Here is a 24,561-nt window from a genome sequence, read left to right on the forward strand (position 1 = left end):
TCGATGACAGAACAACCTTCCGATCGCTGTTATCCCTGGATTTTTTTTATTCCCCTTCAATGGGGAAAATCCGGGGATAAAGGCGCACGCTCCGCTTCTTCAGGTTATTTCTGTCCTCTCCGTTATGCATTTTTATTCTTCAGATTGGTTCTGCACCCTACGTTATTGTCAGTGTAATATTAGATTTCTTATATAAAAAAGCCGTGCACATATTTTTTTATTTAATATAAGACTATTAAGACCCTAGCACACTGAGAGCAAATTACTGCATACGGATGATTCTTGTTCCGATGATTTCTCCACCGAGCACTCGGCTCAGGATCTGGGGTTCGCTGCCGTCTACGATGACGACCTCACGCACTTGACCATGAATACATGCGATTGCTGCACGCACTTTGGGAATCATACCGCCATAGATTTCTCCGGTCTGGATCATGTCCTCAATCTCTTGTACAGATACGGATGGCAGTACTTTTTTCTCGCCGCCTACGTTCTTCATGATGCCTGGAACGTCGGTCACGACAATCATCCGACTCACGCCGAGATGAGACGCTACTGCACCCGCAGCTGTATCTGCGTTGATGTTGTAACGTTGTCCGGTTGCATCTACACCAACTGGTGCGATAACTGGCATGTAACCCATGTTCACAATGCCTTGGATAATCTCTGCATTTACGCTAGTGACATCGCCTACCCAACCGATCTCTGCGTGGTTTGTAACAGGTTTAGCCTGGATCAGACCACCGTCCACGCCAGATAAGCCTAGAGCCCGACCGCCAACACGTTGAATCAGACGTACGATCTGTTTATTGATACTGCCCGCAAGCACCATCTCCACTACGTCGAGCACAGGTTCAGTCGTTTTGCGCAGGCCGTTAACGAATTCGGTTTCGATACCGAGCTTCGCCAGGTTATCCGAGATGGCAGGACCCCCACCATGCACGATTACGGGTTGCGTGCCCTGAGACTGCAAATCACGCAGATCCGCAAAGAAAGACTCGGGCAATGCTGCCAGCGTGCTGCCTCCACATTTCATGACAAACATCTGTTTCTCTGTGCTCGCTTCCGTTGCGGTACTCTCGTTTGGCATTGTTGAATTCATGAGGGCAAGCTCCTTTCGTTCAAATATTCTAAAAGGCTTAACACTTAATTGATGCGATATTCGTTGGCTGACCGTTCCGAATCCGGATCGTTCTTTTGATCGCTGTTGTCTCCAGGTTTTTTGATTCCCTTTTTAAAGGGGAAACCCGGAGACAAAGGCGAACGCTTCGCTTCTACAGAATCGATTCCGTCTCCTCCACTGCCTTCGCCAGTTATCTCAAAGACCAAATAAAGTTCAATCCTTATATATTTTCTAAATATTTACCAAACAGCTTCTCATAGGGAAGCTGTTACTTCAATAGAATAAATGCTAAGTCTTATTACGTGCGGTATGCTGCGTTAATTCGGACGTAGTCATACGTCAGGTCACAGCCCCAGGCTGTAGCCGTTCCTTCGCCGTGGTGCAGATCCACCACAATGCGAACTGTATCAGTCTGCAAATAAGCCAATGCCGCTTCTTCGTCAAACACGACTGGACGGGACTGTGCGAGTACCGAGATCTCTCCCAAACGAATATCCACCGTATCCGGGTTCACCGGTTGTCCTGCACGCCCTACGGCTGCGATAATCCGTCCCCAGTTGGCGTCAGCACCGAACATGGCGGATTTCACCAGACTGGAACCAATGACAGTTTTGGCGATTGCTTGCGCGGATTCATCACTTACCGCACCTGTAACTTCTACCTCAACCAGTTTGGTTGCTCCTTCACCATCACGAGCGATGGCTTTCGCCAGCACTTGGCATACATAGGTGAAGCCGGCTGCAAAAGCGTCCCAATCCGGGTGCTCCATCGTCAGCTCTTCATTGCCTGCATATCCATTGGACATAGCTACCAACATGTCGTTCGTACTTGTATCCCCATCGACGGTAATCATGTTGAATGTATGATTCGTTGCCTGGCGTAGCAGGCGCTGCAACGCTTCTGCACCAATGACCGCGTCAGAGGTCATAAAAGCGAGCATTGTCGCCATATTCGGATGAATCATACCCGAGCCTTTGGCGGCACCTGCAATTGTTACCGTCTTGCCGTTAACCATAACGGAGACGCAGGCTTCCTTTTTCACCAAATCCGTTGTCAGAATCGCTTGTGAAAATTGTTCCGCCTCATTCGACTCCTTGCCCAGATGCGCCGGAAGTCCAGTGATTCCTGAATGTACAGCATCCATTTTGAGCAATTCCCCAATGACACCTGTGGATGCCACAGCGACGTCCTCTTCTGCCACACCCAACTCACGCGCAGCGGCTGAACGCATTGCATAAGCATCTTCTTCCCCTTGTTGTCCCGTACATGCATTGGCGTTACCACTGTTGACGATGACAGCCTGAAGGCGTCCATTGCTCAAGCTTTCGCGCGTAACTTTGAGTGGTGCGGCTTGAAACACGTTCGTCGTGTATACAGCAGCAGCTGTAGCTGGTACATCACAACGGATCGCTCCGATGTCATTGCGAGATGTTTTTTTCAATCCACAGTGAAGTCCACCAGCCGTGAATCCCCCAGGGGTTACAATTGTTCCGTTCTCAACCACGGTAAAACTTTGTTGCTCCACATTCGTTCCCATATCATATCCCCCGTATGCGTTCAGCTATATGCTGATGATCGCCTGCTTAACCTGATCCGTTCTCCCTAAGTGACTCCGAGAATGCACTCTTACAGACAATGTTCCAATGCTCCTCTTGAATTCCATCTCTTATGGATATACAGGTGTCATGTTCAGCCCGAGGTTCTCCTCCCATCCCATCATCAGGTTCATATTTTGAATCGCTTGCCCGGACGCACCCTTCACCAGGTTGTCGATGACCGAAATAATCGTCAAACGCCCTGTGCGAGGATCCACCGCAAATCCGATATCACAATAGTTGGATCCGTACACTTCTTTGGTAGAAGGCCAGATGCCCGGTTCACGTACACGTACGAAAGGTTTGTTTTCATAATATTTGCGATACAAATCCACGATCTCCCGATCACTGTGTTCCCCAACGAGGCTTGCATACATCGTACTCATGATTCCACGTGTCATTGGCACTAGCTGTGTTGTAAAGGTAACCGTAACAGGCGTTCCTGTTATATCACCAAGCACTTGCTCGATCTCAGGAATATGTTGGTGTCTGTTGAGTTTATAGGCTTTGAAATTCTCATTCATCTCTGCATAATGGTTTGTCAGACTTGTTCCTCGTCCCGCTCCGGAAACACCTGATTTGGCATCAATAATAATAGTAGAAGGATCAATCCAGCCTGCCTCTACTGCAGGAATCAATCCGAGAAGAGTAGCCGTTGGATAACAGCCCGGGTTGGATATAAAATTCTGTCCCTTCACTTCTTCGCCATACACCTCAGCCATGCCATATACCGCTTGTTCCAGCAAATCCGCTGGAGGCGCCGGATGTTTGTACCACTCTTCGTACACCGCTCCATCCTTGAGTCTGAAATCGCCAGACAGATCAATGACCTTAAGCCCTGCTGCCAGCAGGCTTGGTACGAGCTTCGCACTTACGCCAGACGGGGTCGCTGTGAATACCAGATCTGCACGAATCGCAATTTCAGCCGCATCTACACCGTCGAGTGGCCTGCGAATCACGTCCGTCAAATGCGGGAATCCATCTGCAATGGACTCACCACTGCTCGATGATGAGATCACTGATGTGATCTCAACCAACGGATGGTTCTGGAAAAATCGAATCAGCTCCACCCCGCCGTAGCCGGTGGAACCGACGATTGCTACTTTTAATTTGTTATTCACTCTCGCTCCCCCAATCTCGATGTATGCGCTACTTGTGCTATGCCCTGGCCCTAATGAGGCCTGAACACAGCAATTCCGTCGCTTATATGCATATTTGTGTATTATTATACGACTCTGGTTATATAAATACAACACTCTATCATCAATTTCACATGGATTTCCTCCCAATCCGAACATATCTTTTTTTCTCATCCGGGACGAATAGATATACTTCTGTTAAAATACGTATTAGTAGGAAACATTACAATCAGGGTCTCATTCATAACTAACCTGCTAATCAAGGACATATGAATAGATTCATGATGGTCATTATGAGACGTGGGGGACTATAGTGCATATCGAATCCATTTTACTTATTGTGCTCCTGGGCCTGAATATTATTTTTGCGGCAGCAGTCGTCTTCTTTGAACGAAAGGATGCCAGCGCTTCCTGGGCTTGGCTGCTCGTCTTGAACTTTATTCCGGTCTTCGGGTTTTTACTTTATCTTTTAACCGGTCAGAACCTGACCCGATACCGGCTTTTCCAATGGAAAGAACGTAAGAAGCTCGGGCTGGAGGAACGTATTGAAGCTCAGCTCACGCAGTTGCACGATAACCGCACCCCTTTCCGCAACCAAGCAACCGAGAGTAGTCAGGACATGATTTATATGAACCTGAAGCAGAACGGCGCTCTGCTGACAGAGGACAATGCGGTTGAGATCATTACGGACGGAACAGACAAGTTCCAGCGACTCTTGGACGACATCGAAGCGGCTAAGGATCACGTGCACGTGCAATATTACATTTATAGAGGCGACCGTCTGGGTAAAAGAATCCGGGATGCACTTATCCGCAAAGCGCGGGAAGGCATTAAAGTCCGTTTACTGTATGACGCGCTCGGATCGCGGCGGGTATCAAAACGCTTTTTCAAAGAATTGCGCGAAGCAGGCGGTTTGGTTGAAGTCTTTTTCCCCTCCAAATTCAGTCTGATCAACTTACGTATGAACTACCGGAACCACCGGAAGATTGTCATCATCGATGGTAACCTTGGATACACGGGCGGGTTCAATGTTGGAGATGAGTATCTCGGCTTAAACTCGAAGTTCGGTTATTGGCGGGACACACATCTGCGTATTCAGGGAAATGCCGTTCATGCGCTGCAGACCCGTTTCCTTCTGGATTGGAATGAAGCGTCCAAACAACACGACACACCTTATGTTCCGGCGCATTTCCCTCATATCGAGGGTACAGGAAAGATTGCCATGCAGATTGTCTCCAGTGGACCGGATGCAGAGACTGAGCATATTAAGAACAGTTATCTCAAGATGATTAACGGGGCCAAACAATCGATTCTGATTCAAACGCCTTATTTTATCCCGGATGCCAGTGTATTCGAAGCTATTCGTCTCGCGTGTCTGTCCGGCATTGATGTTCGTATTATGATTCCAAATAAGCCCGACCATGCTTTCGTATATTGGGCTACGTTATCTTATATCGGTGAGTTGCTGAAGGTTGGCGCCAAAGTATTTATATATGATAATGGCTTCATTCACGCCAAGACTCTTATCATTGACAGTTTGGTTGCATCCGTGGGAACCGCCAATATTGACTACCGCAGTTTCCGGTTGAACTTTGAGGTTAATGCTTTTATGTATGATGAAACAATTGCCACAGCACTCGTACAAACCTTTGAGCACGACTTGCACGTATCTCGGGAGATGACGCTCGATGAATACCAAAAACGCAGTCTGATCATTCGCTTCAAAGAAGCCATTTCACGTCTGCTATCTCCCATTCTGTAGTGGTGGCACTCCGATGACCGAATCGGCTCCGTTCTCCTGCAGATGGTTGGTTGAACTTTTAATAAAAGAAAAGCAGGTACATCCCTCTCCGTCATCTCAGAGAAGGATGTACCTGCTTTTTTTTGAAATTCAAAACTAATGTGCCTATATGGCTCACTCGCTATATTTTACACCCGTTCACACATGTTCTCCCCGTTTAAAGCCTTCACCGAGCACTTCGTGCGCGTTACTGATAATGACAAAAGCTCCAGGGTCCACAGACCGAATCAACGCTTTGAGTCTCGGCACCTCATTTTGCCCAACCACGACCATCAGTACCGTTCGTTGATCATCGGTGTAACCACCTTTGGCTTCCAGCTTCGTTAATCCGCGATCCAAATCATCCAGAATCACTTTGCTAATCGCTTCCGTCTGGTTGGAGATAATATATGCCACCTTGGAGAAGCCCAGCCCCATCTCAACGGCATCGATCACTTTACCGGTAACATACAACCCAATCAGCGCATAGAGGGACTGCTCCAATGACAATACAAAAGCAGCCATGATAATAACGGTAGCATCCATAATAACAACACAGAGGGAGTAACTCAGGCCACTGTACTTCTGCACGATCCTGGCGAGAATGCTCATGCCACCTGTTGATCCTCTACCCCGGTATACAATTCCGATCCCGAGACCAACGCCTATTCCACCATACAGTGAACCAAGGAGTGGATTCGTTGTTGGAATTGCCCAATCCTTTGTAAGATAGACTAACAGTGGCAGGACAATACTGCCCAAGACTGAACGAATACCATACTGCTTACCAATAAGCAGAAAACCCGCGATCAGAAGTGGGATGTTAATCGCCCATTGGGTATATGCCGGCTCCCAATTAAGCCATTCCTTGCCCAGAATTGATAACCCGGACACCCCACCCGAAGCGATCTGATTCGGTAATAAAAATAAATTAAAGGCCACTGCAATTAAAAACGAACCTAAGATGATAGATACCGTGTCCACGACGTTTCTCCATGGACCATTGAGTGGAATGAGGCTAGTTATCCTCTTTTTGCGATTATTGTGAAGTTGTGATCGTTGTTGCATGTTCTCGTGCTCTCCTTTGTTGTGACTGATCAGTTGTTCGCTCATTTTTTCTATCCTATAAAATTATTCAAAAAAAGCTCCTGTACACACCAGCATACGCCTACACGTATGGGTCCATACAGGAACTTAGTTTAATCGGTTTCTACTTTAATCTGGCTACGCAAATAACCATCGATGAATGCATCGAGGTCGCCGTCCATTACTGCCCCTGTATTTCCAGTCTCTACGCTTGTACGGTGATCCTTTACCATACTATAGGGATGGAACACATAGGAGCGAATCTGGCTACCCCATGAAATATCCGACTGATCTCCTCGGATTTCATCCAGCTGTTGTTTTTGCTCTTCAATTTTACGCTCATACAATTTCGAACGAAGCATCGTCATCGCTCGCTCACGGTTCTTAATCTGTGAACGTTCATTCTGACACGTTACAACCACACCTGTTGGTAAGTGAGTAATCCGTACAGCAGAGTCGGTGGTATTGATATGCTGTCCACCCGCGCCACTTGCCCGGTACGTATCGATCTTGAGATCCTCTGTACGGATGTCCAATTCAATCGTATCATCAATCTCCGGTACCACATCACAGGATACGAAGGACGTATGTCTACGGCCCGATGAGTCAAAAGGAGAGATCCGCACCAGTCGGTGTACACCCTTCTCAGCTTTCAGATAACCATAAGCGTTATGTCCCTTGATCGACAACGTAACACTCTTGATCCCCGCCTCATCACCTGGCAGATAATCCAGCACCTCAACCTTGAATCCACGCTTCTCGGACCAACGAGTGTACATCCGGAGCAGCATCTGTCCCCAATCTTGGGACTCGGTACCACCCGCACCCGGGTGAAGCTCCAGAATCGCATTCATCTTGTCGTACGGCTGATTCAGGAGCAGTTGAAGTTCGAAGTCTGCGACCTTATTGACGATCGCTGTAATACTGTTACCAATCTCGGTAGCGAGGTCTTCATCGCCTTCTTCGTCCGCCAGCTCGATCATCATCACCGCATCATCATAGTCCTGCTGAAGTCTGGTGTATTGATCCACAGATCCCTTCACCGCATTTAGCTCAGCGATTACGGATTGTGCCTTGTCACTATCGTCCCAGAAATCTGGAGCAGACATCTTCACTTCGAAGTTGCCGATCATCTCTTGCTTCAGATCTAAGTCAAAGAGACCCCCTAAGGTTTGTTAGTTTCTTACCTATTTCACGCAGGTCATGCTTCACGTTTGGATCGATCATGTGCAATTCCTCTTTTCATTAAGATAAGCTCCCCGCATCCAGGGCATTCCTCCAGACCAAGCATCAGATGCGCCAACCTGGTGTTGAGATCACTGATATATCAGTATATCTCTTTCCCGTGATCATGGTCATATGATTATAACTATGCACCATTAATCAGTTTTGCATCCTTCACTTCATCCTATGGAATACCCGGCTGCGAGGAGCCGTTCATGTCATGCTATATAAGTTCACCTAGTTCATGTTACACCTGTTACTCCGATTACAGCAGCATCTTCCGATTGCTCTTATCCCCAGATTTTCTTGATTCCCTCTTACAAGGGAAAAATCCGGGGATAAAGGCGAACGCTCCGCTTCTTCAGATTGCTTCTGCACTCTCCGTTATGGTGTAAAATCGAGGTTCAACTTATTACACTAAAGTGTATAAAAAAACCATCGCTCTACTCTTGACCGTGACAGTGTTTGAACTTCTTGCCACTACCGCATGGGCATGGATCGTTACGTCCGATTTGGTCAGAAACCTTCACTGGACGTTTCTCAGCAGGCTCACCGCTTGTCGAGATCTGACTTTCCTCAACAACCGCTTGACGCTCCTGATTGCTCTCGATCTGTGCTCTCATAACGTAAGTCGCTACTTCTTCCTGAATCGAAGCGATCATCTGATGGAACATCTCGAAGCCTTCGAACTGGTACTCACGCAGTGGATCTGTACCGCCGTAGGCGCGAAGGTGGATACCTTGACGCAATTGATCCATTGCATCAATATGATCCATCCACTTGCTGTCTACTGCACGGAGCACAACCACTTTCTCGAACTCACGAACCATCTCTTCGCCAATTCGCTCTTCACGTGCATTGTACTTGTTCTGAACTTTCGTAAACAGGTATTCGATAATCTCTTCTGCTTCCTTGCCCCACAGGTCATCTTTCGTTACTGAACCATCATCCAGCAATTTGCTGTTCATGTAATCGGCAACTTCCTGCAGCTCCCAGTTTTCCGGAATATCGTCGCCACAATGTGCTTCAACGATACGTTCAATGGAAGGTTTGATCATATCCATAACTATCTGTTTGATGTTTTCGGACTCCAGTACCTCGCGGCGCTGTTTATATATAATTTCACGTTGTTGGTTCATTACATCATCATATTGGAGAACGACTTTACGCACGTCAAAGTTATTACCTTCAACACGCTTCTGCGCTGATTCTACTGCACGGGTAATCATCCGGCTCTCGATCGGTTGGTCTTCTTCAAAACCAAGACGCTCCATCATGTTCAGTACATTGTCTGCACCGAAACGTCTCATCAATTCATCACCCAGTGACAGGTAGAATTGTGTAGAACCCGGGTCACCTTGGCGTCCCGCACGACCACGCAGCTGATTATCAATCCGGCGTGATTCGTGACGCTCTGTACCGATGATATGAAGGCCACCTACTTCAGCTACACCTTCACCCAAGATTATATCCGTACCCCGTCCAGCCATGTTGGTTGCAATCGTTACTGCACCCGCTTGTCCAGCTCCTGTGATGATCTCTGCTTCTTCCGCGTGGTACTTGGCGTTCAGTACCTGGTGTTTGACACCACGGCGCTTAAGCATGTCAGACAGACGTTCAGAGTTCTCGATGGACACTGTACCTACCAGAATCGGTTGATTCTTGCTGTGACGTTCCACGATTTCTTCTACAACTGCTTTGAACTTGCCATCGATGCTCTTGTACACAACATCTGCCATGTCGTCCCGTTTGTTTGGACGGTTGGTTGGAATTTGCAGTACTTCGAGACCGTAGATTTTTTTAAACTCTTCTTCCTCGGTTTTCGCTGTACCCGTCATCCCCGCAAGTTTACGGTACATCCGGAAATAGTTCTGGAAGGTAATCGTAGCAAGCGTCATGCTCTCGTTTTGTACTTCAATGCCTTCTTTGGCTTCAATCGCCTGGTGCAATCCATCACTGTAACGACGTCCAGACATCAGACGACCTGTGAATTCATCGACGATCATGACTTCCTCATCACTGACAACATAATCCACGTCACGACGCATGATTACGTTGGCTTTCAAGCCCTGTACGATGTGATGGTTGAGAGTAACGTTGGCATGATCATACAAGTTCTCGATACCAAATGCTTTCTCTGCTTTTGCCACGCCCGCCTCAGTCAACGCTACGGATTTCACCTTAATGTCTACCGTAAAGTCTTCTTCTGGAACCAGACGTTTCACAAAACGATCTGCTGCGTAGTACATGTCCGTCGACTTCTGAGCTTGTCCAGAGATAATGAGTGGCGTACGCGCCTCATCGACCAGGATGGAGTCCACTTCATCAATGATACAGAAGAACAATGGACGTTGTACCATTTGCTCTTTGTAGAGCACCATGTTGTCACGCAGATAGTCAAAACCAAACTCGTTGTTCGTTCCGTACGTAATATCACATGCATATGCATGTTGTTTCAAAGCATGGTCCATACCGCTCAGGTTAACCCCTACCGTCATGCCCATGAATTCATAGATTTGTCCCATTTCCTGGCTATCCCGCTGTGCCAAATAGTCATTGACCGTGACCACGTGTACACCTTTGGACATCAACGCGTTCAGATATACTGGAAGTGTTCCTACCAGCGTTTTACCTTCACCCGTTTTCATCTCGGAAATACGGCCTTCATGCAGAGCGATACCGCCCAGCATCTGTACATCGTAGTGGCGTTTGCCCAATACACGGCGTGAAGCCTCACGTACGGTTGCAAATGCCTCTGGAAGAAGTTCATCTGTCGTTTCTCCCTTTTCAATACGAGCACGGTATTCGTCCGTTTTGCCTTTCAGTTGTTCATCAGACAACGCCTGAAGTTGTGGTTCCAGTTTATTGATCACATCGACCGTCTTCATCAGACGTTTAACATCACGTTCGTTCATGTCGCCGAAGATCTTTTTGACAAGTCCTAGCATGGTATACCCCTTTCGTGCAAAACAGAATAGACCCCCTGTTGCCGCCATGCGACACCATCGGATGGATGTTGCTCCACTTGCCCGGGGGTGACAAACAATATAAAAAGTAATATGGATGAATCAACTCCAGGCTTGCCAAGGGTTCCTCATGAAGCTGATTCGGTGTTCAAACGGATCCGGTTATTAGAAAACTAGCCGAAGCCCGAGCCTTGCGAATCATGTTCATGGTGCTGTGCCTGTCATTGATTATGATTAGCGATCATTCGTTGACAATTCCTCATCAGGACAATGATTCTCTTTGCATAAATTGTAACAGTTTGTAAGGGCCGCCGCAACACGCCACGGCACACTTCTTTGAACTTCTGAGACATATCAAATCGAGTTTTAGTGCAAAAAATCACAGTCGTTAGCGGAAGCCTTCGATTGTCATGTTTCGTTTTGCAGGATAGACGGTGCTACCAACGAATTTTGATGGTAAATTTGGATGGAAATCTCAATATCTAGTTCTCGAATGCATGTGTACGAATATTTTCGTAATCATGCGAATCTGGTGGTAAAGTTGTACAGATTGTGATTCTTCTTATTATCTATTAGACGCAGCAGCATAGGGAATAGTTTCACCATTTTATTTCCAAAGGTCATTTCCCAGCCCCTTTACGCACAAAAGAGCCCCATCCCCTGAGGGATGGAAGCTCTTGTTAAGTCTAATCCAGGAAACTACAGTTCCTGGATTCATTATTATTAGATATTCATATGCAAGTCCGATCCGATGATCTTGTACGTTAAGATTAACCTTGTTCGATCAATCCGTACTTACCATCGTTCCGTTTGTAAACAACACTTACTTCTTCACTGTCAATGTTGGAGAATACGAAGAAATTGTGACCAACCATGTTCATTTGGAGGATTGCCTCTTCCACGTCCATTGGTTTCAACATAAAGCGTTTCGTCCGTACGACTTCCAAATCATCGTCATCCGTGTCCGCATCCAGTTCAGCTGTAGCTACAGTACCTGTTGGATCTTCAACGAAGAGTGTTTTCAGGCTGCCTTCCTGGCGGAACTTACGGTTAATTTTTGTTTTGTGTTTGCGGATCTGACGTTCCAGCTTGTCCACCACAGAGTCAATGGATGCGTACATATCGTCGCTCTCATCCTCAGCGCGGAGCACAATGCCTTTCAAAGGGATCGTCACCTCTACCGTATGCAAACCTCTCGTCGTGCTCAATGTGACAGCACCGTCAGAGTTAAGGGGTGCATCGAAATACTTCTCGAGTCTACTCAACTTTTTGTCGACATAATCCTTCAAAGCATCAGTAACCTCGATTTGTTGACCTCGAATACTTAAATTCATAGGGCACTCCTCCTTTTTCCTTTGCCACTTCATTATAACACGAATGTAAGCGCCATGTAAAAACTCCCGGTGACCGAATAATGACATCTGTTCAAGCCACATCTGCCAACGTAGGCATAACGCCATATTTCGCGATATTTCATCATATTCAGCCATAATCGTATATTTGCATGGAATGTCTTATTAGGCGCTTGATGATGTATTTAACCGTTTTTGAGCTTGCTCAATCTATTATGTAAAATGAACTTCAATCTATCTCTTGAAACTACCAGATTTATAAGAATATCGATTCTCAACTGATCCTCAAATCTCGAATCTATTAGAACAAAAAAAGACCCCGGAAAGTACCGGAGTCTGATGCTAGCGATAATTCAATTTGGTAACCATCTAACCATATATGTAGGTCGGATTGTCCGGATGATTATAATTTGATTACGTTAGCTGCTTGCGGTCCACGTGCGCCTTCGACGATGTCGAATTCTACGGATTGACCTTCTTCCAAAGTTTTGAATCCTTCGGTTTGAATTGCGGAGAAATGTACGAATACGTCGCCGCCATCTTCAGTCTCAATGAAACCGTAACCTTTTTCTGCGTTGAACCATTTTACTTTACCTTGCATGCACTAACATTCCCTTCGTCATCAAATGAAGTGAAGCTTTCGGCCTTAACCTCTGCCCACAATTCAGATAATACCATCCAAAGTTATCCATTGTCAATTGGAAACGTAAATGTTTTCTTGGAATTTTTTGTAGATTAATTGGGGATTGTGTTGAAAGGTGGTATATCTTGAATATATCAGGAAATTGGCCGGTTGATAAGTCTATTTATGATGTATTAATGATAGCACGAAAAACCCCGCACTGAGTATTTGCCAGTACGGGGTTTCGTTATAATTATTGGATACATTTGTACTACTTTCGTTTGTCCATAAGGTAGCTTTCAGAAGCATATTTTGATTCATATACTGTACGCTGCGTTTTGGCCGTATTTCGTTGGAGCAACCATTCCTGCGCTTCATTTTTAAGTGAGGACATACGTTTCTCAATCATCGTATCATATGCCAAAACTTGCTTCAGCGCTTCTTTTTGCAGATCACTCATCTCTTGAACGTCCAAAACAGCATGCAATTGCTGCACTATAAGTTGGCGCTCTTCAACAAATTGTTCTACATGATCAGAATCTTGAGTTTCTAAATCTTTGATAAAATTCTGCGTAAGCTCAGATAGTTGACTGAGAACATTGTTTATCAAAGTCTTGTTGCTACTACTCATTGAGCTGAAGCTCCCATTGCTTGTTTGCTTGCTACAACCCAAGTCTCACGCAGTTCTTGAAAATACCCCAAAGCTTCTTCCCCATGCTTTATATCTTTTTTAATATTGGCTTGAATCAACAAATGGTTCATGTACTCGTACAGCGAGAACAAATCTTTAGAGACAGGATAAGATAAATTCAACGTAGACATTAGCTCGCTAACAATCGTTTGAGCTTTACCGAGGTTCACATTCGCTTTAGAATAATCCTTAGTTTTAATTCCTTCCAAGCCCATTTTCGTAAATCGAATTGCACCATCATACAACATAATAACCAGTTGCCCTGGAGTAGATGTTTGAACTGAAGACTGCTTATACTTGTCATAAGGAGATGTAATCATGCCAAACTATTCCCCCTTTTATTTTTATTGAAAATAACTTGATAAACTAGAGGACTGTGACTGGAATTGACTCATAGCTTTTTCCATTGCGGCAAACTGTTTGTAATATCGAGTCTCCCAAACAGTCATTTTTCTATCCAAGTCCGAAATCCTCTTGTTATAATTTTTCAACTGTTCGCCCATACTACTCTCCGTTTTCAGGGTCATACTTGCGTCGGTATCCGTCTTAGAGGTACCTACTTTTTTAACCAACATATCCAGAGTTGAGTTCAACTCTTTTCTCAATCCACTAAATATAGCAGGATTGTTAGCGTCGGTAGAAGGGCCCCTAAAAGCACTCAGGATTCTATCGGGATTACTATCCAACGCGTTTTTAAGTTTAACTTCATCAATCTGTAGCTTACCCTTTTCATAATATTGCCCTGTTGTTATTCCTGCCTCACTTAGCACTTTCAAGTTTCCTGTAATGACAGACCTCATGGAGGCTACGGCCGAGCTTAGAATGGTATCATTCTTCAAAAGCCCACTTTTGGCTCGCTCTTCCCAGTTTTTAATGTCATCTTCCTTCATATCCTTCTTTTGGTCTGCGGTCAAAGGTGCGTAATCACGATACTTTTCTTCTGATAATCTGGTGTTCATTAATCCCAACAATTCATTGTAGGTATCTACAAAAGACTTGATTGTCTCCATCGCTTTTGTAGGATCGGACTGTGTTGTAACCTTGCTTGGTGAATTAACGTTTGTTTCTAAAAGAGTCAAATTCACACCATTCACTAACAAAGTATCTCCAGTAGTTTCATATTTCCGGGTACCTGAAGAAGTGGTAATGTTTACTTCCCCTTTTTCCGCAGCATTCGCTGACAAACCTAGCATAACCGATAAGGAACTCGTTTGAGGCTGACCATTACTTCCCGTCCCTAAAATTTCTTTTCCATTTTCTCTTGAGGTAATCGTCAGCTTTCCACTGATTTCATCATAACTTGCGTTAGCTGTTGGGATTTCGGAATTAATACGAGATAATACGGTTGATAAAGAATCTGTATTTTTGAATTCCAACGATTTATTATTAATATGAAGTTCATATTTTTCTGGCGGGGAGCCTGATTTATCAAGTTGTACTAAAGTAGTGCTTAGGCTTGCTTTTACACTAGGTGTTCCCGTCGTTAGTTCCGTTGCATTTTGTAAATTGGCCTTTTTGGCAAGCGTCTTCACCTCGACACTCATTGTTACAGAAATCGCATCTGCATTTGCCTCGGCTCTAACCGCTGTTGTATTTCCGCTGACCGTTGATTTTTGAGTGTTTGTTGCTGCAGACAAATCCATTTGTTGTAATTTGTTGCTCAACTGCACAATTTTACTGTTTAATTGTCTGTAACTATCCCTGGTCCAATCTAGAATCTGTTTCTGTTGATTTAACTTATCCAGTGGAACTCTCTTCACTGTCATAAGAGATTTGACCATACTGTCAATATCCATACCCGAGAAGCCGTTAATTCTCATGTTCATTTATAGTAACCTCCTATACTTTTTCATCAATCAGGATACCGGCAATTTCCATCATCTTCGCTACCAAATCCAATGTTTTTTCAGGCGGAATTTCGCGAATTAATTCACCGGTTTCTTTATTCAGGACTTTCACTAAGATTTGATGAGTTTTTTCATGAACGCTCATCTCCAAAGTTGTTGTAGGCCCCTGAAGGGCTTTTACAGCTTTGTCGATCGCTTTAATAAGATGTTCGTCACCAGACGGAATGCTAATACCTTGCCGTTCGAGCTTAGACATATCCACGCCGTTTCTCACCGCTTGAATGAGTTGTGTATTTGGATGTACTGATGCTTCACTTACTTGACTTACAGAACTTGAAGTACTGTTGTTCACTGAATTCGTTGAAAGTGAGAACTGTAGATTCATCGTTCATCCCCCGATGGAATTATTTATTATATTTATCGGTTGAATTAAAGAGAGAATGAAGAGGTATGGTAAATTAAAGTATCTCTTGGCTTTAGATCCAAAACCAATAAATTGGGTCAGGTATAAAAAATTCACTTGATAAGACGATTCTGTACAGGGTAAAGCTCATGGACCCAGGAAACTGCAGGGAACTTCTCTATGATCTCATTACCAATTCTCATCATGTCTTGTTTTTCATTTTTTTTCTCATAAAGCCTGAAGTTCCGTTCATATACTTCATAGCTGGAATCTAAGTTTAACAATTTGGTATAAAACAATTCTGCATCTTCAAGATAACCATTACGGAAACATAAATCTCCTAACAGTCGGATGACCTCCAGATTATTAGGAGAACTTTTAAAGGTAACAATTAACATATCAATAGCTAGTTCATCAAATTTAAACTCACTAAGGAGTCTACATACTCCTAAATGATTTTTTGTATCGTTATTTATCAGCTTTTCAGTAAGATCCTGGAATAAATCAAATTCTTCTATTATTATTAATTGTCTACATAATGAGAATAATACCTGCTGTAGCGTAGAACTGATAGATCCAGTTAACGATTCTCCTGTAAGCAGTTGTTTAATAACTTTCATCTCTTTATTACCAAAATTCATTAACTTTTGAATTTTATTCACTAAACTTTCTTCCTTAAAGACGTATCCTAAAAGTATAATATCTTGCGCAATTTCTCTCTTTTCCATGTCATGGATCTCTTCTAATACAGTTCTCATTTGATTCTTATCTTTACCATAAATTTTGGATATAGCATGAATGTGAGGTTCAGTTGTAATCTTGAATTTTTCCAAATAAACCTTCAGTAATGGATGACGTAAACTGTATAATACGTTCATTAAGTTTTGCAGGTCATTAATATTATTCATTCTATAGTAATCTTCAATAATCTGTTTAATTTCGTCTAAAGGTTGATTTATTTTTAGGGTGAACTGCAAATAATCTTGTAGCACATGAGCGGAATCCCCTTTTACTTCCATAGCGTTAATTCTTGCATTGTAACTTTTATCTAACTGGTTGCTTTTCTCATAAACATCTGATAATTGAAGATGAGCCATATAACTTCCACTACCCTCAGTGATCATCGTCCCTTGATCTCCCAACTCTAGACAATCCAAGAAGCACTTCTCAGCATCTTTGTAATACCCATTGTTCACATATATAATGCCCAGAATATATTTCATTTCAGTTTCTAGCGGATAAAGAGCCGTAGCATCATTCAATATCGAGATAGCATCATTAACTTGGCGAGTCTCATTAAGCGCAAATGCTAACTTCGTGAGCAACTCAGGTATATATATCTTATCCTTACCTAAAGAATACGATTTTTGAAAATAAGGAATCGCTTTCTGAAACTCATTCATACCAAAATACGTTTTTCCCATATTAAATAAGTTATAGGCAGTGGGATGCTCTTTAACTTCCAATTTCATTAACGGCAAATTACGCTTATATTTTTTTTCTTCAAGTATTTCCTCATCCATGTATCCTACATGTTCGATCGTGCAAGCTGACACATCACCAACATACTTGCTGTTGCTCTCCAGTATATTGAGATGCTCATGCAATCTATTTTCATACTTAAGACCAACATGATTTCGGAACATTCTCACCGCAGTGTGTGTAAAGGATCTATTGAATTTCATGTGATTCTTAATATTAAAAACATAATAATCGTAGTCTTTAATCAAGTCTTTTTGTAAATCTACATCTTCTTCTAAATACTCATCAGCATCCATCACTAAAATATAATCAGATTTTGCATGATTTATAGCAAAATTCCTCGCTGCAGAGAAATCATTTACCCAGTCAAATGAATAGATATTTGTAGTATATTTTTTCGCTATATCAATAGTTGCATCAGTGGAGCCTGTGTCTATGATTACAATTTCATTAACCATATTTTTCACACTTTCCAAACAACGCGCTATATACTGTTCCTCATTTTTAACTATCATACAAAGTGAAACCGATTTGGTCATTATAGTCACTCGTCTCTATTTTAAATTGTGAAAAACACCTTTAGTTCAATTTATATTAATGAGCTTTGTGGTATGCATATTAGGGATCTTAGCAGACCATACCTCTATCGTTTTCAACTTAATCTTTGCACATTGACCAGTTAAATCAATTTACTTTTCGATTATACCATACGAAAATACCACTAAAATCGATCAGGTTATATGAACACTTCCAATTTTTAACTAATTAGGCATAGTAAAAAAGGTTGCCGATATAAACATCGACAACCTTTTCTTACCATTAAATACTGACTTAAAATTAACGAAGCAATTGCAGAACAGCTTGTGGCTGTTGGTTTGCTTGTGCCAACATTGCTTGGGAAGCTTGAGCCAAGATGTTGTTTTTCGTTTGGTTCATCATTTCTTTAGCCATGTCTACGTCACGAATACGGGATTCAGCAGCAGACAAGTTCTCGGAAGTTGTTCCCAAGTTGTTAATTGTGTGCTCCAAACGGTTTTGGTAAGCACCCAATTTTGCACGCTCTGTGGAAACTGTTTCAATTGCACTGTTGATTGTTGTGATTGCAGCATTCGCCGAAGTTGCGCTAGAAATGCTGATACCACCAGTTACAGCTGCTGCAGTTGCACCAGTTGCGGAAGTAGATCCTGTTGCTGCACCAACACCCAAGCTTGCAGCATCCATCGCTTTAATTGTGAGAGAGATGTTTTGGTCAGCATTCGCACCGATATGGAAGCTCAGGTTAGCTGCACTAGTTACTGTAGAATCGCTATCTGCGAAACCGTTAAGCAATTTTTTAGTGTTGAACTCAGTTGTGTTAGAGATACGAGTGATCTCTTTAGCCAACTCATTTACTTCATCTTGCAATGCAGTACGGTCTTTATCCGTGTTAGTATCATTGGCAGATTGAACAGCCAATTCACGCATACGTTGCAGGATGGAGTGAGTTTCGTTCAATGCACCCTCAGCTGTTTGGATCAAGGAAATGCTATCTTGACCGTTTTTAGTAGCCATATCCAAACCGCGGATTTGACCGCGCATTTTTTCGGAAATTGCCAAACCTGCAGCATCGTCACCAGCGCGGTTGATACGCAGACCGGAAGACAATTTTTCGATAGCCTTGTTTGTGTTAGTTGTGTTTGCACCCAATTGACGGTGAGTGTTCATTGCAGCGATATTGTGGTTGATAATCATTAGAAATTTCCTCCCTGAAAATAAGTTAGTTCCACATCCTTGTGGTAAACGCCGCGACATTAAGGTCGGCCGCCCTGCCGAAGCAGCGTCTAAACTATATATCGACAGGAAGAGAAGAACTGTTAATAGTAAATTGGAATATTTTTATTTTTTTTTGTTTTCAATGCCTTGGAGCAACTCCATAAAAGCAGCGACACTAGGAGCATCGGGTTTTGCAGACTCTCGATTGGCCTCCTGAATGGATGCATATACCTCTTTCCGAAAGATATCAATTTGCTTGGGGGCGGAGATACCAATCCGTACTGTATCACCTTCCACTGCCAATACAGTTACCTCAATATTATCTTGAATGATAATAGATTCTCCCTTTTTACGTGACAATACTAACATTTCAGAGCCCCTCCTTCGCCGAAGTCGATTCTTCTGTCCATATGAGATGTTTAGTCACATAGCCTGATTGTTGAAGAACAACTTGCTTGCCTACCCGATGTGCAGGATTAATTATAACAGGGGCCAAGAGATTCATCGTTGATTTTGTCACCTCTGGATGTATAGTGACTATGGAATATACGGCCACATCATCTTCAATTTTGAGTTCTTCTTTATCTTCTTCACTCAGTTCAAAACTATAATCCTGTTTAAACTCAAATGGACTGACTGCCAAGAAAGAAAGCTCTTTCTCCGTTAATGATTGTAAGTAACTAAATGGTGTGTCTTCCCAAGGGATTAGTGCAAAACTAGTTTCGTTTTCAAAACCAGGCAAACCTCTTGGAAATTGATATATGCTGTTTTCATCCACTTCAATTTTTCCCCATGTACTTGTCTCAATAAAAATAATAAACGCCTCCTTGGCGATGATTTTATAGAAAAAAGCTATAGCGGGGTATTATAACCGTCTATAGCTTTACATTATATCTTATAATCCCATATCAATCGTAGGCGGAGTGTATTGTATAGAAGCATATTGCTGCACATAAATATCCAACTTACCACGTTGATATTCAATCTCTGGTTTGTTCACAATTACATTCATCTCGGATTCCGCTGCTTCAAAGCGAATGTCTGGTGCTTGCGTAAACACACGTACATCCACATTATCAGAGGAAGCTGCCGTGCGTGTCTCTGGAAACAGTTTGGCTTGCCAATTCATTCCTACGATATTGGCAATGGTATTGCCTGGTTTGTGGATGGCTGCCATATCATTCCCCTGTTGCACACGCTCAGCCATATTCTGCATGAATAATTGCTGAATACCCGAATATATCCGGGCATTCATATCGATCATATTTCCGCCATGATAGGCAGAAAAAGCCTTGGACTGATCCACATTCAGCTCTATTGCATGGCTTTGCACCGTTAATTTACCAGGCTTGGTATGGAGCTGGACCTCTGCCTTCGGCTGCCGAATCGACTGCTGACCAATGTCTGCATCGATATGCAGTACCGTGGGTGTCGTCTGAATCTGCACAATTGGAAGAGTACTCACCAGATAATCTCCCCTTTTATCTCAGAAAATCAACCAATGACTGGGATATAATTTTAGCACCAGCAGAAAGTGAAGCATTATATATGTTTTCTTGGATTTTAGACTTAATGGATAGTTCAGCGTAATCTGCATCCTCAACCTTTGCTTGCAAATCCGTTAAGTTCACTTCAAGATCACTTAATCTACCTTGCATGAGTTCGACGCGATTGGTTTTCGCTCCAATCTCTGCACGAATTGCAAGCATCTTGTTTGTTCGAGTATCAATGTTTGTAAGCTGATCGGATAACTCCTTCTGATCCCCACTGGCCAGAGCCTGACTAATCGTATTAAAAATTACAAATAGATTATCAGCTTCCGTAGAATCACCAAATACTTCATTACCGGTTACGTTAATTGGTAATTGGATACTCTCACCCACGATAAAATTAATTTTACCGGAATCAGTAACAACGGAAGCAGCATTTGTTGTATCGAACGAACCGTCAGCACTGGTAGGAAAGTCATAAGGTTTCACATCGTAGGTTTCACCATTGAATACATACTTCCCGTTCAACGTGCTGTTTGAAATATCAACAAGTTGCGCTTTTAATTGTTTGACCTCTTCGTTGATGCTATCTAGTGCAGATTGCGGGTTAGTCCCCGTAGCTGCCTGCACCGTCAGTTCTCTCAATCGTTGAACTACACTGCCTGCTTGATCCATAACGGTATCATTAAAATCCAACCATGATACCGCGCTATCCACATTTTTTTGATACTGCTCATTGGAAGACAGTTCTGCACGATAACGAAGGGAGTACGTAATCCCTACCGGATCGTCAGAAGGTTTGTTAATCTTCCGTCCCGTTGCCAATTGAGTTTGTGTACTGTTCATCTGTTGTGCATTCCGGTTCAGGTTAAGAATCAATTGCGAACTCAACATATTATTTGTAATTCTCATTGTCTGTTATCTCAGTCCTTTCTATTATCTGCCTACTACGCCGGTAGAGTTAATTAATTTTTCAAGCAATTGGTCATATGTGGTCATAAAACGTGCAGAAGCACTATAGGCATGCTGGAATTTGATCATGTTAGCCATTTCTTCATCCAAGGAAACACCACTGACCGATTGACGGCGAGTGTCCACTTGTTCTACGAGAAACTCGGAATTGGATGTCTGACGTGCCGCCTCCTGAGATTGAACACCCAACTGTCCAACGATCGCACTAAACTGAGCACCAATCGTTGCATTCCGCAAACCATCAATGGATTTCATGGGAGTATCCTTCAAATTAGCCAGCAGATTAGCCAGTGTATTATTACCTTTAATTACCGTTTCTGCTCCTGAAGAATCCGTAGTGGTTCGCAGCGAGGTTGCAATTTTATTCGGATCAGCCAAGATTTCGGCATTCAATGAAATATTGCCAGCTGTAATGGCTGTTCCACCACCCGCTGCTGTAAAGAAAGGTAATCCTGGCGAATTGGTTCCGTCCATACTATATCCAAGCTGATGCAATCCATTTAGGCCTTTGACCGTAACCTTCAGATCTGTTGCCAGTGTCCGTGCTGCACCTGTATATGTAACTCCATCCAGTACAGTATTATCTGGCAAGATAGAACCCGCAGGAAGGGTGATCTCAATATCACCGTTGGCAAGCGTATTAGCTAAGTCATCCATTTGTTTCTGATAATCTGTCACCAAAGTATCTCTGGACTTGATCATGCCGTGGACCTCGCCGTTGGTGAGCGTGCCTGCTGTATACGCAGCATTCAGAAAAGCAGGGTCTATCGCAACTTGTACCGCGCCGCCCGTGACGAGTGCCTGTCCATTCATCTGTACCTGGTATCCTTGCGGAGAATCTGTAACTGTAATGTTCATGATTTTGGAAAGCTTGTCCGTCATCAGATCACGTTGGTCACGCAAATCATTGGCATTGTCGCCAAGAGACTCGACTTTTACAATAGCGCTATTAAGGTTCGCAATGTTACCAAGGTAGCCCTGGATCTCATTGCTTTTCACAGCGATGTTACTGTCCAGATCCTGACTGAGTGCATCGAGTTGGCGACTAATCTGATTCATCGCATCGGTCAGAGCCAACGTCGTTTCTTTTACGATCCGCCGTGCTGTAACATCCTCAGGATTTTTACTCAGGTCTGACCATGATTTGTAGAAATTATCCATAACGGTCCGAAAACCAGTGTTTGATGGTTCGTTTACAATAGCTTCAAGTTTCTCAAGTGTATCTCGTTGAATGGACCAACTCCCGAAGTTGGTATTCTCATTGCGATACTGGTCATCCAAAAATTTCTCACGTACACGTGTAATGGAGTCAAACTCTACCCCTGTACCGAGCTGCCCTGGTGTTGTGCTATGCAAAAATGCGAACGGCTCCATTGGAATAGATGCCTGCATGTTTACCTTTTGGCGTGAATAGCCTTCAGTGTTAGCATTGGCTATGTTATGGCCTGTTGTGCTAAGAGCTGTCGTCTGTGTGAACAAACTGCGTTTAGCCGTTTCGATTGAATGAAATGTAGATGTCACCTGGTTTCCCCCTAATTAATCAGGCACGCGTGTCAAACAGACCGATTCGCCCTGGATTACCGTTCTTATCAGCAGGATGCTGATATGTGGCATCCTGTTCTGGCCGAGAAGCAAAGATGTCCATTGAAAGATCAATAAACATCAACGATTGCTCGATCAGCTTTTGATTCAGTTGATTGATTTCTTTTAATTCATGCAGTGTTCCCGCCAGCTTCTTCTGGACTTCAAGCAATCGCAGTTTGTCAGCCGGATCAAAAATCAGCTTCGAGATCTCGGTAATATTCAGGTTCAGCATGGACTTGATGCCCCGCTCCTGTAGCAGTTCGTGAACTGCACTCTGCCGCTCGATCTCCAATGGCTCCTGTTGTTTCATGAAACGAGATTCTTTGTTGAGGAGGGCAATGAGTTCATCTACATCATTTTTAACAATGACCTGTCTCTTGACCTCGCTGAGTGCCAGCATATCGCGGTGACTTTGTTCCATTTGCTGCAAAACTGCAATTAATCTATCCAGTGCTGCCATTACGTGATCACCTATTCCTTATCAAAAGACTTAAAATACGGTAGCAACTTGTCAGCAAGCTTGCTACTATCTACCTGATACGTTCCGGAACTCACCTGTTCTTTCAGTTCTTGTATCCGTTGTACGCGTCCTGCATCCTGTGTACGACTTTGTTCCTCAAGCATCTTCATCGCCTCCGGAGAAATGGATACTTCGTCCTTACGGCGGCTCTTCTTGGCATCAGCCTGCTGATTGGATTCAACGTTCCTTTGATATGAATTGATGGCGCCAATTCTACTCGGTTCATTGATTTTCATTTAACTTGCACTTCCTTCCACATAAGGTTTTTACGACGATATACGTTTTTCTTACTTTATCTTTATGTTATCAAAATAATTAGGATAATAAAAAAAACCGATAATCTTTAATAAGTTTATCGGTACGTTTCAAAACATTTGTTATAGCAAAACATGTATTTGAGCCCTCGCTCCTATTAATCGCGTAGTTTGTCGACAGCATTGTAGGTTCGTCCGCCTACATTGTTGTTATCCTTCTGACCTACTTCACGAGCTGCCCCTGCCAAGTCTTTCGTTAAACGATTACGGCAAGAGTCACACATATGACCTTCACGAATCAATGTTCCGCACACTTCACAAGGATACATCATATTCGGAGCGTTCTCGATGGAAATTCGTCCCTCACGGATGAACTTGGTAATGTTCTTAATTGAAACTTCTGTTGCATCGGATAGTTCCTGTATGTTGGTGCCCTTGTTTTCGCGCAAATAATCTACACAGATCTGATATTCCTGCTCTATTTCCTTGATACAATTCGAGCATACATCTCGAAAATTCAACGCATATAATTTACCACAGCGAGGACAATTACCTAGATTCATCGCTAAAACGCCCCTCTCAAACTTCCATTTCCGAATAGATAATAACTATACATTACCTTATTTTCTCTGATGAAGCCATAGTCTATTTACAAAACAAAAGAGGGGAACAGGATGCA

The 24,561-nt window shown here is 43.4% G+C and carries 24 protein-coding genes; 1 reads left to right on the forward strand and 23 read right to left on the reverse strand.

Annotated elements, in window-relative coordinates:
- Nucleotides 1-262: 262 nt before the first annotated feature.
- The 4 genes from argB to argC form a co-directional block, all read right to left on the reverse strand.
- Nucleotides 263-1,102: an acetylglutamate kinase gene (gene argB, locus OM416_RS28100; protein ID WP_264935010.1), complete on the reverse strand. Its 840-nt coding sequence runs from the start codon at nt 1,100-1,102 to the stop codon at nt 263-265.
- Between the two features lie 44 nt (nt 1,103-1,146).
- The gene (locus OM416_RS28105; protein ID WP_264935011.1) at nt 1,147-1,329 is read right to left on the reverse strand and encodes a hypothetical protein; all 183 of its coding nucleotides are present in this window, start codon (nt 1,327-1,329) and stop codon (nt 1,147-1,149) included.
- A 92-nt stretch (nt 1,330-1,421) separates the two neighbouring features.
- Nucleotides 1,422-2,660 (reverse strand): bifunctional glutamate N-acetyltransferase/amino-acid acetyltransferase ArgJ, encoded by a 1,239-nt coding sequence (argJ, locus tag OM416_RS28110; RefSeq protein ID WP_264935012.1) that lies wholly within the window; start codon nt 2,658-2,660, stop codon nt 1,422-1,424.
- A gap of 129 nt (nt 2,661-2,789) precedes the next feature.
- A complete protein-coding gene (gene argC, locus OM416_RS28115; RefSeq protein WP_264935013.1) occupies nt 2,790-3,839 on the reverse strand; it encodes an N-acetyl-gamma-glutamyl-phosphate reductase in 1,050 nt (349 codons plus the stop codon).
- A 331-nt stretch (nt 3,840-4,170) separates the two neighbouring features.
- Here argC and cls point away from each other — a divergent pair, with 331 nt between their 5' ends.
- Nucleotides 4,171-5,619 (forward strand): cardiolipin synthase, encoded by a 1,449-nt coding sequence (cls, locus tag OM416_RS28120; RefSeq protein WP_062837020.1) that lies wholly within the window; start codon nt 4,171-4,173, stop codon nt 5,617-5,619.
- A 177-nt stretch (nt 5,620-5,796) separates the two neighbouring features.
- Here the strand turns inward: cls and OM416_RS28125 are convergent, their stop codons facing one another.
- The 19 genes from OM416_RS28125 to OM416_RS28215 form a co-directional block, all read right to left on the reverse strand.
- Nucleotides 5,797-6,705 carry a YitT family protein gene (locus OM416_RS28125; protein WP_264935014.1) on the reverse strand — a complete coding sequence of 303 codons (909 nt, stop codon included), beginning with the start codon at nt 6,703-6,705 and terminating at the stop codon, nt 5,797-5,799.
- Nucleotides 6,706-6,836: 131 nt separating this feature from the next.
- Nucleotides 6,837-7,950, reverse strand: a protein-coding gene (prfB, locus tag OM416_RS28130) for a peptide chain release factor 2 (RefSeq protein ID WP_264935015.1) whose coding sequence is annotated in 2 segments (ribosomal slippage) — nt 6,837-7,877 and nt 7,879-7,950 — 1,113 coding nt in all. Because the reading frame shifts where the segments join, the coding sequence is not laid out codon by codon here.
- Nucleotides 7,951-8,390: 440 nt separating this feature from the next.
- Nucleotides 8,391-10,895 (reverse strand): preprotein translocase subunit SecA, encoded by a 2,505-nt coding sequence (gene secA, locus OM416_RS28135; RefSeq protein ID WP_264935018.1) that lies wholly within the window; start codon nt 10,893-10,895, stop codon nt 8,391-8,393.
- A gap of 788 nt (nt 10,896-11,683) precedes the next feature.
- Nucleotides 11,684-12,247: a ribosome hibernation-promoting factor, HPF/YfiA family gene (gene hpf / locus OM416_RS28140; RefSeq protein WP_047840659.1), complete on the reverse strand. Its 564-nt coding sequence runs from the start codon at nt 12,245-12,247 to the stop codon at nt 11,684-11,686.
- Between the two features lie 421 nt (nt 12,248-12,668).
- Entirely contained in the window at nt 12,669-12,866 is a 198-nt protein-coding gene (locus OM416_RS28145) for a cold shock domain-containing protein (protein WP_017691992.1), read from the reverse strand.
- 292 nt (nt 12,867-13,158) lie between these two features.
- A complete protein-coding gene (locus OM416_RS28150) occupies nt 13,159-13,518 on the reverse strand; it encodes a hypothetical protein (RefSeq protein ID WP_264935025.1) in 360 nt (119 codons plus the stop codon).
- Complete coding sequence (gene fliS, locus OM416_RS28155; RefSeq protein WP_145149327.1) at nt 13,515-13,898, reverse strand: flagellar export chaperone FliS; 384 nt, start codon at nt 13,896-13,898, stop codon at nt 13,515-13,517. The genes OM416_RS28150 and fliS overlap by 4 nt, the downstream gene beginning before the upstream one ends.
- A gap of 24 nt (nt 13,899-13,922) precedes the next feature.
- Complete coding sequence (gene fliD, locus OM416_RS28160) at nt 13,923-15,404, reverse strand: flagellar filament capping protein FliD (RefSeq protein WP_264935028.1); 1,482 nt, start codon at nt 15,402-15,404, stop codon at nt 13,923-13,925.
- A 13-nt stretch (nt 15,405-15,417) separates the two neighbouring features.
- Nucleotides 15,418-15,810 (reverse strand): flagellar protein FlaG, encoded by a 393-nt coding sequence (locus tag OM416_RS28165; protein WP_264935031.1) that lies wholly within the window; start codon nt 15,808-15,810, stop codon nt 15,418-15,420.
- Between the two features lie 131 nt (nt 15,811-15,941).
- A complete protein-coding gene (locus OM416_RS28170; protein WP_264935033.1) occupies nt 15,942-17,849 on the reverse strand; it encodes a TPR domain-containing glycosyltransferase in 1,908 nt (635 codons plus the stop codon).
- Between the two features lie 298 nt (nt 17,850-18,147).
- Nucleotides 18,148-19,041, reverse strand: a complete 894-nt coding sequence (gene hag, locus OM416_RS28175) for a flagellin Hag (RefSeq protein WP_264935035.1) — start codon at nt 19,039-19,041, stop codon at nt 18,148-18,150.
- Between the two features lie 144 nt (nt 19,042-19,185).
- Nucleotides 19,186-19,431 (reverse strand): carbon storage regulator CsrA, encoded by a 246-nt coding sequence (gene csrA, locus OM416_RS28180; protein WP_090922943.1) that lies wholly within the window; start codon nt 19,429-19,431, stop codon nt 19,186-19,188.
- Nucleotide 19,432: 1 nt separating this feature from the next.
- Nucleotides 19,433-19,840 (reverse strand): flagellar assembly protein FliW, encoded by a 408-nt coding sequence (gene fliW, locus OM416_RS28185; protein WP_264935040.1) that lies wholly within the window; start codon nt 19,838-19,840, stop codon nt 19,433-19,435.
- Between the two features lie 117 nt (nt 19,841-19,957).
- Nucleotides 19,958-20,527 carry a DUF6470 family protein gene (locus OM416_RS28190; RefSeq protein WP_264935042.1) on the reverse strand — a complete coding sequence of 190 codons (570 nt, stop codon included), beginning with the start codon at nt 20,525-20,527 and terminating at the stop codon, nt 19,958-19,960.
- Between the two features lie 16 nt (nt 20,528-20,543).
- Nucleotides 20,544-21,464 (reverse strand): flagellar hook-associated protein FlgL, encoded by a 921-nt coding sequence (flgL, locus tag OM416_RS28195; protein ID WP_145149338.1) that lies wholly within the window; start codon nt 21,462-21,464, stop codon nt 20,544-20,546.
- Between the two features lie 24 nt (nt 21,465-21,488).
- The gene (gene flgK, locus OM416_RS28200; protein ID WP_264935045.1) at nt 21,489-23,045 is read right to left on the reverse strand and encodes a flagellar hook-associated protein FlgK; all 1,557 of its coding nucleotides are present in this window, start codon (nt 23,043-23,045) and stop codon (nt 21,489-21,491) included.
- Between the two features lie 19 nt (nt 23,046-23,064).
- Nucleotides 23,065-23,568, reverse strand: coding sequence for a flagellar protein FlgN (locus OM416_RS28205; RefSeq protein WP_145149342.1), 504 nt, complete (start codon nt 23,566-23,568; stop codon nt 23,065-23,067).
- 11 nt (nt 23,569-23,579) lie between these two features.
- The gene (flgM, locus tag OM416_RS28210) at nt 23,580-23,864 is read right to left on the reverse strand and encodes a flagellar biosynthesis anti-sigma factor FlgM (protein ID WP_062836994.1); all 285 of its coding nucleotides are present in this window, start codon (nt 23,862-23,864) and stop codon (nt 23,580-23,582) included.
- Nucleotides 23,865-24,040: 176 nt separating this feature from the next.
- The gene (locus OM416_RS28215) at nt 24,041-24,445 is read right to left on the reverse strand and encodes a TIGR03826 family flagellar region protein (protein WP_062836993.1); all 405 of its coding nucleotides are present in this window, start codon (nt 24,443-24,445) and stop codon (nt 24,041-24,043) included.
- Between the last annotated feature and the right edge of the window lie 116 nt (nt 24,446-24,561).

The sequence above is a fragment of the Paenibacillus sp. LS1 genome (genome assembly GCF_026013365.1).
Taxonomy (GTDB): domain Bacteria; phylum Bacillota; class Bacilli; order Paenibacillales; family Paenibacillaceae; genus Paenibacillus.

Coding starts and splice junctions, on each gene's coding strand:
- fliD (WP_264935028.1), bottom strand. CDS start 15,404: ATGAACATGAGAATTAACGGCTTCTCGGGTATGGATATTGACAGTATG.
- flgM (WP_062836994.1), bottom strand. CDS start 23,864: ATGAAAATCAATGAACCGAGTAGAATTGGCGCCATCAATTCATATCAA.
- OM416_RS28205 (WP_145149342.1), bottom strand. CDS start 23,568: ATGGCAGCACTGGATAGATTAATTGCAGTTTTGCAGCAAATGGAACAA.
- hpf (WP_047840659.1), bottom strand. CDS start 12,247: ATGAATTTAAGTATTCGAGGTCAACAAATCGAGGTTACTGATGCTTTG.
- argJ (WP_264935012.1), bottom strand. CDS start 2,660: ATGGGAACGAATGTGGAGCAACAAAGTTTTACCGTGGTTGAGAACGGA.
- OM416_RS28145 (WP_017691992.1), bottom strand. CDS start 12,866: ATGCAAGGTAAAGTAAAATGGTTCAACGCAGAAAAAGGTTACGGTTTC.
- OM416_RS28165 (WP_264935031.1), bottom strand. CDS start 15,810: ATGAATCTACAGTTCTCACTTTCAACGAATTCAGTGAACAACAGTACT.
- OM416_RS28150 (WP_264935025.1), bottom strand. CDS start 13,518: ATGAGTAGTAGCAACAAGACTTTGATAAACAATGTTCTCAGTCAACTA.
- fliS (WP_145149327.1), bottom strand. CDS start 13,898: ATGATTACATCTCCTTATGACAAGTATAAGCAGTCTTCAGTTCAAACA.
- argB (WP_264935010.1), bottom strand. CDS start 1,102: ATGAATTCAACAATGCCAAACGAGAGTACCGCAACGGAAGCGAGCACA.
- flgL (WP_145149338.1), bottom strand. CDS start 21,464: ATGAGAATTACAAATAATATGTTGAGTTCGCAATTGATTCTTAACCTG.
- OM416_RS28125 (WP_264935014.1), bottom strand. CDS start 6,705: ATGCAACAACGATCACAACTTCACAATAATCGCAAAAAGAGGATAACT.
- hag (WP_264935035.1), bottom strand. CDS start 19,041: ATGATTATCAACCACAATATCGCTGCAATGAACACTCACCGTCAATTG.
- OM416_RS28170 (WP_264935033.1), bottom strand. CDS start 17,849: ATGACCAAATCGGTTTCACTTTGTATGATAGTTAAAAATGAGGAACAG.
- secA (WP_264935018.1), bottom strand. CDS start 10,895: ATGCTAGGACTTGTCAAAAAGATCTTCGGCGACATGAACGAACGTGAT.
- csrA (WP_090922943.1), bottom strand. CDS start 19,431: ATGTTAGTATTGTCACGTAAAAAGGGAGAATCTATTATCATTCAAGAT.
- OM416_RS28215 (WP_062836993.1), bottom strand. CDS start 24,445: ATGAATCTAGGTAATTGTCCTCGCTGTGGTAAATTATATGCGTTGAAT.